At 59.5% G+C, this 13441-nt stretch carries 12 protein-coding genes; all 12 read left to right on the plus strand.

Going from position 1 to position 13441, the window contains the following annotated elements:
* Positions 1 to 98 precede the first annotated feature (98 nt).
* The 12 genes from acnD (at position 99) to ACFO6X_RS04450 (ending at position 13430) form a co-directional block, all read left to right on the plus strand.
* Positions 99 to 2723, plus strand: coding sequence for a Fe/S-dependent 2-methylisocitrate dehydratase AcnD (acnD, locus tag ACFO6X_RS04395; RefSeq protein ID WP_382430528.1), 2625 nt, complete (start codon positions 99 to 101; stop codon positions 2721 to 2723).
* A 4-nt stretch (positions 2724 to 2727) separates the two neighbouring features.
* Positions 2728 to 3909, plus strand: coding sequence for a 2-methylaconitate cis-trans isomerase PrpF (gene prpF / locus ACFO6X_RS04400; RefSeq protein WP_382430424.1), 1182 nt, complete (start codon positions 2728 to 2730; stop codon positions 3907 to 3909).
* Positions 3910 to 4033: 124 nt separating this feature from the next.
* A complete protein-coding gene (locus ACFO6X_RS04405) occupies positions 4034 to 4894 on the plus strand; it encodes an isocitrate lyase/PEP mutase family protein (RefSeq protein WP_382430426.1) in 861 nt (286 codons plus the stop codon).
* Positions 4895 to 5063: 169 nt separating this feature from the next.
* Complete coding sequence (locus tag ACFO6X_RS04410) at positions 5064 to 5486, plus strand: GntR family transcriptional regulator (protein ID WP_382430428.1); 423 nt, start codon at positions 5064 to 5066, stop codon at positions 5484 to 5486.
* 580 nt (positions 5487 to 6066) lie between these two features.
* Entirely contained in the window at positions 6067 to 6759 is a 693-nt protein-coding gene (locus ACFO6X_RS04415; protein ID WP_382430430.1) for a substrate-binding domain-containing protein, read from the plus strand.
* 48 nt (positions 6760 to 6807) lie between these two features.
* The gene (locus ACFO6X_RS04420) at positions 6808 to 8142 is read left to right on the plus strand and encodes an MFS transporter (protein ID WP_382430432.1); all 1335 of its coding nucleotides are present in this window, start codon (positions 6808 to 6810) and stop codon (positions 8140 to 8142) included.
* Between the two features lie 24 nt (positions 8143 to 8166).
* Positions 8167 to 9195 carry an amidohydrolase family protein gene (locus ACFO6X_RS04425; RefSeq protein WP_382430434.1) on the plus strand — a complete coding sequence of 343 codons (1029 nt, stop codon included), beginning with the start codon at positions 8167 to 8169 and terminating at the stop codon, positions 9193 to 9195.
* A 48-nt stretch (positions 9196 to 9243) separates the two neighbouring features.
* Positions 9244 to 9927 (plus strand): 4-carboxy-4-hydroxy-2-oxoadipate aldolase/oxaloacetate decarboxylase, encoded by a 684-nt coding sequence (ligK, locus tag ACFO6X_RS04430; RefSeq protein WP_382430436.1) that lies wholly within the window; start codon positions 9244 to 9246, stop codon positions 9925 to 9927.
* Positions 9928 to 10024: 97 nt separating this feature from the next.
* Positions 10025 to 11032 (plus strand): Bug family tripartite tricarboxylate transporter substrate binding protein, encoded by a 1008-nt coding sequence (locus ACFO6X_RS04435; RefSeq protein WP_382430438.1) that lies wholly within the window; start codon positions 10025 to 10027, stop codon positions 11030 to 11032.
* Positions 11033 to 11182: 150 nt separating this feature from the next.
* The gene (locus ACFO6X_RS04440; RefSeq protein WP_382430440.1) at positions 11183 to 12118 is read left to right on the plus strand and encodes an amidohydrolase family protein; all 936 of its coding nucleotides are present in this window, start codon (positions 11183 to 11185) and stop codon (positions 12116 to 12118) included.
* An 11-nt stretch (positions 12119 to 12129) separates the two neighbouring features.
* Positions 12130 to 12564: a protocatechuate 4,5-dioxygenase subunit alpha gene (gene ligA / locus ACFO6X_RS04445; RefSeq protein WP_382430442.1), complete on the plus strand. Its 435-nt coding sequence runs from the start codon at positions 12130 to 12132 to the stop codon at positions 12562 to 12564.
* 2 nt (positions 12565 to 12566) lie between these two features.
* A complete protein-coding gene (locus tag ACFO6X_RS04450) occupies positions 12567 to 13430 on the plus strand; it encodes a class III extradiol dioxygenase subunit beta (RefSeq protein ID WP_382430444.1) in 864 nt (287 codons plus the stop codon).
* Positions 13431 to 13441: the final 11 nt, after the last annotated feature.

Here is a 13441-nt window from a genome sequence, read left to right on the forward strand (position 1 = left end):
ACCAACGCTTGTTCAGCAGATTTTTTGCCTATTTCTGCACTGAAAGTAACGCTGAGCAAGCGCTGGTAGCCCACAAAGAAGCGAACCTGCCCCCTATGATGAACACTGTCCACCGCAAACCCCTTCCTGGCACGGCCTTGGAGTATTTCGACGCATGCGAAGCCGCCGAACAACTCCAGCCCGGCGCTTGGGCCACCCTGCCCTACACCGCCCGTGTCCACGCTGAAAACTTGGTGCGCCGTGCTGCGCCGGAACAGCTGAACGCCTTTTTACGCCAGTTGATTGAGCGTAAGCGTGACATCGACTTCCCTTGGTTCCCTGTACGTGTGGTGTGCCACGATATCCTAGGCCAAACAGCCTTGGTGGATCTGGCTGGTTTGCGCGATGCGATTGCCAAAGAGGGCGGTGATCCGGCAGCGGTCAATCCGGTGGTGCCAGTACAACTTATCGTTGATCACTCGCTGGCCGTGGAATGTGGCGGCTTTGACCCTGATGCCTTTGCCAAGAATCGGGCGATTGAAGAGCGCCGCAACGAAGACCGTTTTCACTTCATCGAGTGGACGAAGAAGGCGTTCGCCAATGTGGACGTGATTCCGGCAGGCAATGGCATCATGCACCAGATCAATCTGGAAAAGATGTCGCCCGTCGTGTATGTGCAGGACGGCGTAGCTTTCCCCGACACTTGCGTGGGCACTGACAGCCATACGCCCCACGTCGATGCGCTGGGCGTGATTGCCGTGGGCGTGGGCGGGCTGGAAGCCGAGAACGTGATGCTGGGCCGCGCCTCCTGGATGCGCCTGCCGGATATCGTGGGTGTGAAGCTCACGGGCCAGCGTCAGCCGGGCATCACCGCCACCGACATTGCGCTGGCGCTGACCGAGTTTCTGCGCCAAGAAAAAGTGGTGGGCGCGTATGTGGAGTTTTTCGGCGCGGGGGCAGACAGCCTCTCGATTGGCGACCGTGCCACCATCTCGAATATGTGCCCCGAGTACGGTGCTACGGCGGCGCTGTTTTATATCGACCCGCAGACCACCGACTACCTGCGCCTGACCGACCGCAGCCCAGAGCAGGTGCGCTTGGTAGAAACCTATGCCAAGACTGCCGGTCTGTGGGCTGACACGCTGCGCGAGGTGCAGTACGAGCGTGTGCTCTCGTTCGATCTCTCCAGTGTGGTGCGCAACATGGCCGGCCCCAGCAACCCGCACCGCCGCTTGCCGACCTCGGCACTGGTGGATCGCGGTATTGCTGGCCCCATCAAGCTGGAGATGGCCCGCGCCGAAGAGGCCGAGGGGTTGATGCCTGATGGTGCTGTCATTATTGCGGCCATCACCAGCTGCACTAACACCAGCAACCCGCGCAATGTCATCGCCGCAGGCCTGCTGGCGCGCAACGCCCGCCGTCTGGGCTTAGCGCGCAAACCGTGGGTCAAGACCTCGCTCGCCCCCGGCTCCAAGGCGGTAGAGCTGTACCTGAAAGAGGCCGGGCTGCTACAAGATCTAGAAGCACTGGGCTTTGGCATCGTCGCTTTTGCCTGCACCACTTGCAATGGCATGAGCGGTGCGCTTGACCCGAAAATTCAGCAAGAAATCATCGACCGCGATCTGTACGCCACGGCGGTACTCTCGGGCAACCGCAACTTCGACGGGCGCATCCACCCCTATGCCAAGCAAGCCTTTTTGGCCAGCCCGCCGCTGGTGGTGGCCTACGCTATCGCGGGCACGGTGCGCTTCGACATTGAAAACGATGCCTTTGCCGTGGTGGATGGCCAGCCTGTGTGCCTGAAAGACCTGTGGCCTAGCGACGAGGAGATCGATGCCATCGTGGCAAAGGCTGTCAAGCCCGAGCAGTTCCGGGCCGTATACGAGCCGATGTTTACCATCCGTCAGGACGATGGTCCAAAGGCTGCGCCGCAGTACGACTGGAGAGCGCAGTCCACTTACATCCGCCGCCCGCCTTACTGGGATGCGGAAGGTGTGGGCGCACTGGCAGCCTACCCGCGCACGCTGAAAAACATGCGCCCGCTGGCCCTTTTGGGTGACAACATCACTACCGACCACCTCTCCCCCTCCAACGCCATTTTGGCCGACAGTGCGGCAGGCGAGTACCTGGCGAAGATGGGGCTGCCGGAGGAAGACTTTAACTCCTACGCCACGCACCGGGGCGACCACCTGACGGCTATGCGCGCTACCTTTGCTAACCCGCAGCTCGTCAATGAGATGGCGGTGGTCTATGGACAGGTGAAGAAAGGCTCACTGGCGCGCATTGAGCCTGAAGGAAAAGTGGTACGCATGTGGGAGGCCATCGAGACCTACCTGAACCGCCGCCAGCCGCTCATCATTATCGCCGGAGCCGACTATGGCCAAGGGTCGAGCCGCGACTGGGCCGCCAAGGGCGTGCGCTTGGCGGGCGTGGAAACGGTGGTGGCCGAAGGTTTCGAGCGCATCCACCGCATCAACCTGATCGGCATGGGCGTGCTGCCGCTGGAGTTTCAGCCGGGCGTAAACCGTCTGACGCTACAGCTCAATGGCACCGAAACCTACGATGTAGAAGGCAATTTGGAGCCGCGTGCCGAACTGACGCTGCTCATCCACCGCCAAAACGGACAGACCGACCATGTGACCACCACCTGCCGCCTCGACACTGCCGAAGAAGTTTCAGTGTACGAAGCGGGCGGCGTGTTACAGCGTTTCGCGCAAGATTTTTTGGCATCCCATCGGGCTTGAAGCCATGACCCAATACCTTCCCCAAATCCGCATCCCCGCTACTTACATGAGGGGTGGCACCAGCAAAGGCGTGTTCTTCCGCCTGCAAGACCTGCCCGAAGCCGCGCAGCAGCCCGGCCCGGCGCGTGAAAAATTGTTCCAGCGCGTCATCGGCAGCCCCGACCCCTACGGCGCACAAATCGACGGCATGGGCGGTGCAACGTCGAGCACCAGCAAGTGCGTGATCCTCTCCAAGAGCACGCGGCCTGGGCACGATGTGGATTACCTCTACGGCCAAGTGTCCATCGATAAGGACTTTGTGGACTGGAGCGGCAACTGCGGTAACCTCTCTACCGCTGCCGGGGCTTTTGCTATCCATGCGGGTTTGGTAGATGCCAGTCGCATCCCTGAGAACGGCGTGTGTGTGGTGCGCATCTGGCAGGCCAACATCGGCAAAACCATCATCGCCCACGTGCCCATCGCGGGCGGGCAGGTGCAGGAAACCGGTGACTTCGAGCTGGACGGCGTGACCTTTCCGGCCGCCGAAATCGTGCTGGAATTCATCGATCCCTCAGACGAGGGTGAAGACGGCGGCGCGATGTTCCCTACCGGCAATCTGGTGGATGCACTGGAAGTGCCCGGCATTGGCACCTTCAAGGCCACCATGATCAATGCGGGTATTCCTACCGTGTTCGTCAACGCTGCCGACATCGGCTACCAAGGCACAGAGCTGCGCGAGGACATCAACGGCGACCCAGCGCAACTGGCACGCTTTGAGCAGATTCGTATCGCTGGTGCGCTGCGCATGGGCCTGATTCAAACGCCCGAGGAGGCGGCCACGCGCCAGCACACGCCCAAAATTGCCTTCGCCAGTCCGCCCAAGGACTACACCGCCTCCAGTGGCAAGGTGATTGAGGCAGCGGATGTCGACCTGCTGGTGCGCGCCCTCTCTATGGGCAAGCTGCACCACGCCATGATGGGCACTTGCGCAGTTGCTATTGGTACGGCGGCGGCTATTCCCGGCACGCTGGTGAACCTGGCTGCTGGTGGTGGTGAACGCCAAGCCGTGCGCTTTGGCCACCCCTCGGGCACCTTGCGCGTGGGCGCAGAGGCGCAACAGAAAAACGGCCAGTGGACGGTCACCAAGGCGGTAATGAGTCGCAGCGCCCGCATTCTGATGGAAGGCTGGGTACACATACCCGGTTGACCGTGTTTCTTCTGCAGGAGTTTTCTCCCTTGGAGGCATAGCAAAAACTCCTGTTTTCATTGCTGCTAACGCTTGCCAGACAGGCGCTAGCAGCGGTCTTTGGTTCAAGTATTGGAGGGGATGGATGTCCACCCGCAAGCAACTCAAGCATCTCGTCGAGGCCCGCAACGGCCTGCTCGTTCCGGGCGCATTCAACGCATTGTCGGCCCGAGTCATCGCAGATTTGGGCTTTCAGGCCATCTACGTCACTGGTGCAGGCGTGACCAATATGTGGTTTGGTATGCCTGATCAGGGGTTCATGGGGCTGCATGAGATTGCCGAGCACACGGCGTGCATTCGCGATGCGGTCGATGTGCCGCTCATCGTCGATGCCGATACCGGCTTTGGCAGTGCGCTCAACGTAGTGCATACCGTGCGCACGCTGGAGCGTGCCGGGGCTGACTGCATTCAGCTAGAAGATCAAGTGGCGCCCAAACGTTGCGGGCACTTTAGCGGTAAGGAGGTCATCAGCACAGAAGAGGCTGTCAGCAAAATCAAGGCGGCTGTCGATGCGCGGCGTGATCCAGATTTCCTCATCATGGCGCGCACCGATGCTGCCGCTACGCATGGCTTTGAAGCGGCCGTGGAGCGTGCGCACAAATTCGCCGAGGCAGGCGCGGACATCCTGTTTGTTGAGGCTGTGACTAAAGCTGACGAAGTGCGCGCACTGCCGCAGCGGTTGCACAAGCCTCAGCTGATGAACATGGTGATCGGCGGGCGTACCCCTATCTTCAATGCTGAGCAACTTGGTGAACTGGGCTTCGGCATCGTGTTGTACGCCAACGCCGCGCTGCAGGGCGCAGTGATGGGCATGCAGAAGGCCTTGACCGTATTGCGCGACGAGAGGGAAGTGCAGGAATTCAGCGGCTTGGTCACGCCGTTTGCCGAACGTCAGCGCCTGGTGGGTAAGCATGCTTGGGATGCGTTGGAGAAGCAATACACCTGAATACGGACTAGCGCAGCCTTGTGTATGGGGGCCGCCCACTCTCGGTCAGTAACTGGCGCCCTGAACACAGAATTGCAGAGCTGGACTGGGGGTGATCTCAATGAACGCTGTGAACTTTATCTGGCCCGGCTTGTCAGCGCCGGCTTCTACCATTCTCCAACCCCAAGCCTTGAGCGAGTTGCTGGCCGAGCGATTACGCGAGCGTATCTTGCGACATGAGTTCATGCCTGGAACAGACATGGATGAAGTAGCTTTACTCAAGGAGTATGGGGTTAGTCGTACCCCGGTGCGCGAGGCTTTGAAGTTACTACACCACGAAGGGCTCCTAACGGCTAAGCACCGGCGCGGCATGGCCGTAACTGTGCTCAGCGAGACGGAAGTGCACGAAGCTCGAGAAATGTTCGATTCACTAAACCGCTACGCGCAATACCACCCGACCTATATGCACTTTCCACGTTCTTTGTTGCGTCAGATGCTAAGCATGGTCGAGCAGCGCTTGCGCTTAGCCTATGGTCTGGAATTCGATTCATTGCGAAGAGGGACAGAGACGGCTGCCGTACCACCACCCACCAATTTACACGAAAGCCAATGACCGGCCAAAAAGCTGCTGCAAGGTCTTTGCCCTGCCCGTGTCAACCAGGGGCTAAAACTAGCCGCCACTTTTGCGCTTGCTGGGTAAGATTTGTGCCAGCACATCCCGCTAGTGATCCGCTTTACGCTCCCAAGCGTACCTACCCCACAGATACTCCTGTGCCGCAGGAGCTTTCTTCAGCACATAGCCTGCGAGTTCTTCGCTTGGATCGCCTACCTACACCGAAAGTGCCTCATCCCAACCATCGAATACAGGCCAGGGTGGCAGCACTTGTCTGCCGTCTGAGTGCTGCACCCGTACCCAGCCAGAGCCGTCTCGGAGTAGGACACACCAATTAGAGGACAACGACTTTTGCCCAGGCCAAGGCGAATTCAATAAGTGATTTGATCCTGATAAAAAAATATGCGCACGAGGGTGGTTGAACGGTACCGCTGGCCGTATTTTCTTTGGCTCTTCTTGTCTACACCCTCAGAGCTGCCCCTATGCTGGTTTGGCATAGCTGCTAGCTGCTTTACCCGACTGTCTCAACGGAAAGTGGGTAGTCACAATGCCGTCACTTCTAACCGGCACGAGACAAGCCATGCAACCCATTCTCCACGGCATTTCCTCCATGGCGACACGCCAGGCCTTCAGTGAATTGCTGGTGGATTGGCATGCCCGCGGTGGTGAGACAACCACCATCGAGTCGGTGGGAGGGGTGGATGCAGCACGGCGCGTGCAGGCGGGTAAGGAGGCTTGGGATGTGGTGTTTCTGGCCTCTGAGGCACTGACCAAACTACAGGCCGCAGGCCGTGTGGTCGAAGGCAGTGTGTTGCCATTGATGCGTTCAGGCACGGCGGTGGCTGTGCCCGCAGGTGCTGAGCCACCCGACATCACCTCAGAAGATGCGGTGCGGGCAGCGGTGCTGGCAGCCCCCAGCATCGGCTACTCCACCGGGCCCAGCGGGGTGGCATTGCAGGCGCTGTTGGATCGCTGGGGCATTGCTACACAGGTCAGCACACGCACGGTGCAGGCACCACCCGGTGTGCCCGTGGGCACCCTCATTGCCCGGGGTGAAGTGGCTTTGGGCTTTCAGCAGTTGGCCGAACTCATCCATGTGCCAGGAATTGCCATTGTGGGCTTGCTGCCACCATCCATTGCCATTGACACGGTGTTCAGTGGCGGCATCGTGGCAGGCACGCCCCACACCGATGCGGCCCGGCGCTTGCTGGCCTTCATGGCATCGCCCGAGGCATCGCAAGCCAAGCAACGCCAAGGCATGACGCCGGTCTGATACGGCACAGCGCACTTCTTTTCAAAAGAATTCTTCAGGAGACAAACCATGGCCGGCAGCAATGCGCCAACCAATGTGCAAACGGTGCTCAACGAGCACCCGTTTTCGGGCTTTCAGTGGCTGATTTTCGGCTTGTGCTTTTTCATCGTGCTGCTCGACGGTTTTGACACCGCCGCCATTGGCTATATCGCGCCCTCGTTGATGGCCGAATGGGGGGTAGCCAAGCCCCAGTTGGCCCCGGTTCTGAGTGCGGCCTTGTTTGGCTTGGCAGGCGGGGCTGTGTTTGCCGGGCCGATGGCCGACCGTTGGGGCCGCAAGGCCGTGCTGGTTACTTCGGTGCTGGTTTTTGCCGTGGCCTGTTTGGCCTCTGGCTATGCCCATGACATTGACTCTCTGACCATGCTGCGCTTTATCACTGGCCTGGGTTTGGGCGCAGCCATGCCCAATGCTGTCACGTTGATGAGCGAATACTGCCCCGACGCGCGGCGTGCCATGCTCACCAACGCCATGTTTTGCGGCTTTCCGCTGGGTGCTTCGTTGGGCGGCTTTCTAGCGGCTTGGATGATTCCCCAGTTTGGTTGGCGTAGTGTGTTGTATCTGGGCGGCGTGGTGCCATTGCTCTTGGTGGTGTTGCTGGTTTTGCTGTTGCCCGAGTCGGTGCGCTACATGGTGGCCCGCGGCTATTCGGTTGAGCGCATCCGCAATGTGCTGTCGCGCATCGCGGGGGATGCGGTCAATGGTGTGCAGGCTTTCACGATGACAGAAAACAAGCCCGCAGCCCAAGGCAAGAGCGGCATTGCCATTGTGCTGTCGCGCCCCTATTGGTTGGGCTCACTGATGCTGTGGACGACCTATTTCATGGGCTTGGTGATCTTTTATGCACTCATCAACTGGATGCCAGTGCTCTTTAAAGACGCGGGGCTCGATCCCAAGACTGCAACTTTGGTGTCGGCGCTCTTTCCGCTGGGCGGGGTGGGGGCCGTGGCTTTTGGCTGGCTGATGGATCGCTTTGAAGCCAACCGTGTGATTGCTGCGGGCTATGCGTTGACTGCGGTGTCAATCTGGTGGATTGGTCAAGCGGCAGGCAACTTGGGCGGGCTGGTGGTGGCGGTGTTCGTGGCTGGCACTTTGATGAATACGGCGCAATCGTCGCTGCCTGCCTTGGCCGCAGCGTTTTACCCCACGGCTGGGCGTGCCACGGGCGTGGCTTGGATGATGGCTATTGGCCGTTTTGGTGGCATTGCAGGCTCGTTCATGGTGGCGCAATTGGCTGCGCTGCAGTTGAGCTTTAGCCAGATTTTCACCGCATTGGCGGTGCCGGGCTTGATTGCCATGACCGCGTTGATTGTCAAACAAGTCGCCAGCGCCAAGGCGGAGCAATGAATCGTTTTCTGAAAGGTTGAAACCATGATCATCGACGTACATGGCCACTACACCACGGCCCCAACGGCGCTAGGCGCTTGGCGCGATCTGCAAATTGCAGCTTTGCAAGATCCATCCAAAGCCCCCAAGGCCAGCGATCTGCACATCAGCGACGACGATATCCGCGAGACTATCGAGACCAACCAGCTCAAGCTGATGAAGCAACGCGGCTCGGATCTCACCATCTTTAGCCCACGCGCTTCGTTCATGGCGCACCACATCGGCGACTTTGAAACCTCTAGCACTTGGGCCGCAATCTGCAACGAGCTGTGCTACCGGGTATCACAGCTGTTTCCTGATCACTTTATCCCTGCCGCCATGCTGCCGCAGTCGCCGGGCGTAGACCCTGCTACCTGCATTCCCGAGCTGGTCAAATGCGTAGAGCAGTACGGCAATGTGGGTATCAATCTGAACCCCGATCCCTCGGGCGGCCATTGGACGGCACCCCCGCTGTCGGATCGCAGTTGGTATCCCATCTACGAAAAAATGGTGGAGTACGACATCCCCGCGATGATCCACGTCTCTACCAGCTGCAATGCATGTTTTCACACCACTGGCAGCCACTATCTGAACGCTGACACCACGGCCTTTATGCAGTGCCTGACGTCTGATTTGTTCAAGGATTTTCCGACACTGAAGTTCCTGATTCCCCACGGCGGCGGTGCAGTGCCTTACCACTGGGGGCGCTTCCGTGGTTTGGCGCAGGAGATGAAGAAGCCTTTGCTGGAAGAGCATCTGCTGAACAACATCTTCTTTGATACCTGCGTGTACCACCAGCCGGGCATCAACTTGCTGACCGAGGTGATCCCCACCCAAAACATCTTGTTTGCCAGCGAAATGATTGGCGCTGTACGCGGTATTGATCCTCAGACCGGCCATTACTACGACGACACCAAACGCTACATCGAGGCCACACAGAACCTGACAGCCGAAGAAAAACACATGGTGTACGAAGGCAATGCACGCCGTGTGTTTACCCGTTTAGATACGGCTTTGAAGGCCAAGGGTTTGTAAAGCGTTTGCTTTTTTAGTAGCCATTATTTTTAGAACAGAGGTCGTTTTATGTACGAACTTGGCGTCGTTTACCGCAACATCCAACGGGCTGACCGTGCTGCTGCTGATGGCTTGGCAGCCCTGGGCTCAGCCACCGTACACGAGGCCATGGGCCGCGTGGGTTTGCTCAAGCCCTATATGCGCCCGATCTATGCTGGTCAGCAGGTCTCCGGTACGGCGGTGACTGTGCTGCTGCAACCCGGTGACAACTGGATGATGCATGTGGTGGCCGAGCAGATTCAGCCCGGCGATATCGTGGTGGCCGCTGTCACTGCGGAGTGTACCGATGGCTACTTTGGCGATCTGCTGGCCACCAGTTTTCAGGCACGTGGCGCCCGTGCGCTCATCATCGACGCCGGTGTGCGTGATGTGAAGACGCTGCAAGAAATGAACTTCCCCGTGTGGAGCAAGACGATTTCCTCCAAGGGCACGATCAAGGCGACTTTGGGTTCGGTCAACATTCCTATCGTCTGCGCTGGCATGTTGGTCACCCCCGGTGACGTGATCGTGGCCGACGACGATGGTGTGGTGTGCGTGCCTGCGGCGCGTGCGGTGCAAACCCTGGCTGCTGCCCAAAAGCGCGAGAGCTTTGAGGGCGAAAAGCGCGCCAAACTGGCCAGTGGTGTGCTGGGTTTGGACATGTACAAGATGCGCGAGCCGCTCGAAGAAGCGGGCCTGCGGTACATCGACTGATCCGCTGATTTCGGATCAGAAGCTGGATTCTGGCGCTCTATGGTGTTGCGTTAGAAGCGATGGAAGTAATAGCAATTTAGAACGACGAGACAATTCCATGAACCAACTGAATACCCCCTCCCGTATCCGCCGCGCATTGGCATTGGGCCTAGGCCTGAGCGTGACTTTGGGCGCTAGCGCCCAGCAACCGGCTACGGCGGTCGCCTTCCCCTCCAAGCCTGTGCGCATCATCACCCCGTTCCCGGTGGGGGGCGGCCCAGACGGCGTAGCCCGCTTGGTGGCCGACAAGCTCTCCAAGGCTTGGGGGCAATCTGTGGTGGTGGAGAACCGTCCCGGCGGCAATGGCTTTATTGCGATCGATGCATTCAAGCGTGGTGCCAAGGATGGGCATGACCTGATCGTGCTCGACAACGTACACCTGGCGGCCTACCCCAGCCTGTTTAAGAAGCTGCCCTACGATTCTGCCAAAGACTTTGACACCCTGCTGCCACTGTTTCGCACCTTCTTCTTCTTCACGGTAGGCACCAACAGCCCCTACAAGAGCGTTGCCGACGTCATTGCCGATGCCAAGGCCCGTCCGGGCAAGCTCAACTACGGCTCTTGGTCGGTGGGCAACCCCGTGCACCTGGGCTCAGAATTGTTGGAGAGCATGACCGGCACGCAGATGGAGCACGTGATCTTCAAGGAGACCACGCAACTGTATACCGCCGTCTCCACGGGCGATATCGACTTTGCGCTGGGCAGTGCCGCCACAGCAGGCCCGCTGTACCGCGCTGGCAAGCTGCGTCTGCTGGCCTTGGCAGCCCCCAAACGTTCTGCCGAGTTCCCAGATGTGCCCACGGTGGCCGAATCTGGTGGCCCCAAAGACTTTGCTGTGACGGGTTGGAACGCCATCGCCGTGCCACCGGGCTTGCCAGCCGCTGTGACCGACAAGATTAAGCGCGACATCGAGCAAGCCCTCACCGGCCCCGATGTGGCCGAGAAGTTCAAGACCTTTGGCTATGAGCCCTTCCCCACCACGCGCCCTCAGTTTGCGCAATTTGTGAAGGAAGAGAGCCAACGCTTTGGCGATGTGATCCGTAAGGCCAACGTGTCGCTGGACTGAGCGTCTCGAGCCTCCAGTAGCCCGGATTCCATTGCATTTTTTCCCGTTGGGTGGTGCTGGCAGCACCCCCAACCAGCCTGATGGATCTATTACCCATGCGGCACGTTCTTGACGACCTGCCGCCATCACAGACCGATTGCGAGACTGCCTATGTCCAAAACCACCTCTGGTGACTTCACCAAAACTACCGGTTGGCTTGACTGGTACACCGGCCCGGCCAAGCCCCAATTCCAGTTACCCGCAGGCGCTGTGGACGCGCACTGCCATGTCTTTGGGCCCGGTGCAGAGTTTCCGTATGCCCCAGAGCGCAAATACACCCCCTGCGATGCCAGCAAGGCCCAGTTGTTTGCACTGCGCGACCACCTAGGATTTGCGCGCAACGTAGTCGTACAAGCTACCTGCCACGGTGCTGACAACCGCGCTATGGTGGATGCGTGCTTGGCCAGCGGTGGCAAGGCCCGCGGCGTTGCGACCGTGCGCCGCACCATCACCGACCAAGAACTGCAACAGTTGCATGCCGCTGGTGTGCGTGGTGTGCGCTTCAACTTCGTCAAGCGTCTGGTGGACTTCACGCCCAAAGACGAGCTGATGGAGATTGCTGGGCGCATTGCCAAGCTGGGCTGGCATGTGGTGATCTACTTCGAGGCCGTGGACTTGCCGCAACTGTGGGACTTCTTCACCAGCCTGCCCACCACGGTGGTGGTGGATCACATGGGCCGCCCCGATGTGACCAAGGGTGTGGACAGCGAAGAGTTCGCCCTGTTCCTGAAGTTCATGCGTGAGCACCCGAACGTGTGGAGCAAAGTGAGCTGCCCCGAGCGCCTGTCCGCTACCGGCCCCCAGGCGCTGGATGGCGAGCAAGCCGCCTACCGCGACGTAGTGCCCTTTGCACGCCGCGTGGTAGAAGAATTTCCAGACCGTGTGCTGTGGGGCACCGACTGGCCGCACCCCAACCTCAAAGACCACATGCCCGACGATGGCCTGCTGGTGGATTTCATTCCCCACATCGCACCCACACCCGAGTTGCAGCGTAAGCTGCTGGTGGACAACCCCATGCGCCTGTACTGGCCCGAAGAAGCCTCATAAGCGGAGTTCCTATGGCACTGGAAAAACCCTACCTCGACATCCCCGGCACCGTTATTTTTGATGCCGATCAAAGCCGCAAAGGCTACTGGCTCAACCAGTTTTGCATGAGCCTGATGAAGGCCGAGAACCGCGCACGCTTCAAAGCCGATGAGCGTGCCTACCTCGACGAATGGGCCATGACCGAAGAGCAGAAGCAGGCCGTGCTGGCGCGTGACCTCAACTGGTGCATGCGCACTGGCGGCAACATCTACTTCTTAGCCAAGATTGGCGCCACCGATGGCAAGAGCTTCCAACAGATGGCAGGCTCCATGACCGGCATGACCGAAGATGAGTACCGCACCATGATGTTGGCCGGGGGCCGCGGTGTAGAAGGCAACCGCCACATCGGCGAAGACGGCGATGCCCAAGCACACCGCCAACCGCAAGGCCAAGCGAACAAGGATTGAACATGGCACGCATTACCGCATCTGTTTACACATCGCATGTGCCCGCTATCGGCGCAGCCCTGGATTTGGGCAAAACCCAGGAGGATTACTGGAAGCCCGTGTTTGCAGGCTACGACTTCTCCAAGCAATGGATGAAAGACAACAAGCCCGATGTCATCTTCCTAGTCTATAACGACCATGCCACCGCGTTCAGCCTCGATCTGATCCCCACCTTTGCCATCGGTACTGCCGCTCAGTTTCAGCCAGCCGATGAGGGCTGGGGGCCACGCCCTGTGCCCGTGGTGCAAGGCCACCCTGCGCTGGCCAGCCACATTGCACAAAGCGTGATCCAGCAGGACTTTGACCTCACCATCGTCAACAAAATGGACGTGGATCATGGCCTGACGGTGCCGCTATCGCTGATGTGCGGCGAGCAGAGCCCACAAACGGGCAACTGGCCTTGTCCAGTGATTCCGTTTGCCGTGAACGTGGTGCAATACCCCGTGCCCAGTGGTCGCCGCTGCTTCCAGTTGGGCCAAGCCATCCGCCGTGCAGTCGAGAGCTTTGATGAAGACCTGAACGTACACATCTGGGGCACCGGCGGCATGAGCCACCAGCTGCAGGGGGCACGCGCTGGCCTCATCAACCGCGAGTGGGACAACGCTTGGCTAGACCAGCTCATCCACGACCCCGCCGCCTGCGCCGCAGTGCCGCACATCGACTATGTGCGCGAGGCCGGAAGCGAAGGCATTGAGCTGGTGATGTGGCTGATTGCTCGGGGCGCTATGGCCGATGTGGCCGGTGGCCCTGCGCCCAAGGTGGCGCACCGCTTCTACCATGTGCCCGCCAGCAACACAGCGGTTGGGCACCTGATTTTGGAAAACTGATAAAGGACTAC

The sequence above is a fragment of the Giesbergeria sinuosa genome, from assembly GCF_042652905.1.
Taxonomy (GTDB): Bacteria; Pseudomonadota; Gammaproteobacteria; order Burkholderiales; family Burkholderiaceae_C; genus Simplicispira; species Simplicispira sinuosa.

Bases quoted from the DNA above. Each gene is read 5' to 3' on its own strand.
- acnD (WP_382430528.1), top strand. From the start codon at position 99: ATGAACACTGTCCACCGCAAACCCCTTCCTGGCACGGCCTTGGAGTAT.
- prpF (WP_382430424.1), top strand. From the start codon at position 2,728: ATGACCCAATACCTTCCCCAAATCCGCATCCCCGCTACTTACATGAGG.
- ACFO6X_RS04405 (WP_382430426.1), top strand. From the start codon at position 4,034: ATGTCCACCCGCAAGCAACTCAAGCATCTCGTCGAGGCCCGCAACGGC.
- ACFO6X_RS04415 (WP_382430430.1), top strand. From the start codon at position 6,067: ATGCAACCCATTCTCCACGGCATTTCCTCCATGGCGACACGCCAGGCC.
- ACFO6X_RS04420 (WP_382430432.1), top strand. From the start codon at position 6,808: ATGGCCGGCAGCAATGCGCCAACCAATGTGCAAACGGTGCTCAACGAG.
- ACFO6X_RS04425 (WP_382430434.1), top strand. From the start codon at position 8,167: ATGATCATCGACGTACATGGCCACTACACCACGGCCCCAACGGCGCTA.
- ligK (WP_382430436.1), top strand. From the start codon at position 9,244: ATGTACGAACTTGGCGTCGTTTACCGCAACATCCAACGGGCTGACCGT.
- ACFO6X_RS04435 (WP_382430438.1), top strand. From the start codon at position 10,025: ATGAACCAACTGAATACCCCCTCCCGTATCCGCCGCGCATTGGCATTG.
- ACFO6X_RS04440 (WP_382430440.1), top strand. From the start codon at position 11,183: ATGTCCAAAACCACCTCTGGTGACTTCACCAAAACTACCGGTTGGCTT.
- ligA (WP_382430442.1), top strand. From the start codon at position 12,130: ATGGCACTGGAAAAACCCTACCTCGACATCCCCGGCACCGTTATTTTT.
- ACFO6X_RS04450 (WP_382430444.1), top strand. From the start codon at position 12,567: ATGGCACGCATTACCGCATCTGTTTACACATCGCATGTGCCCGCTATC.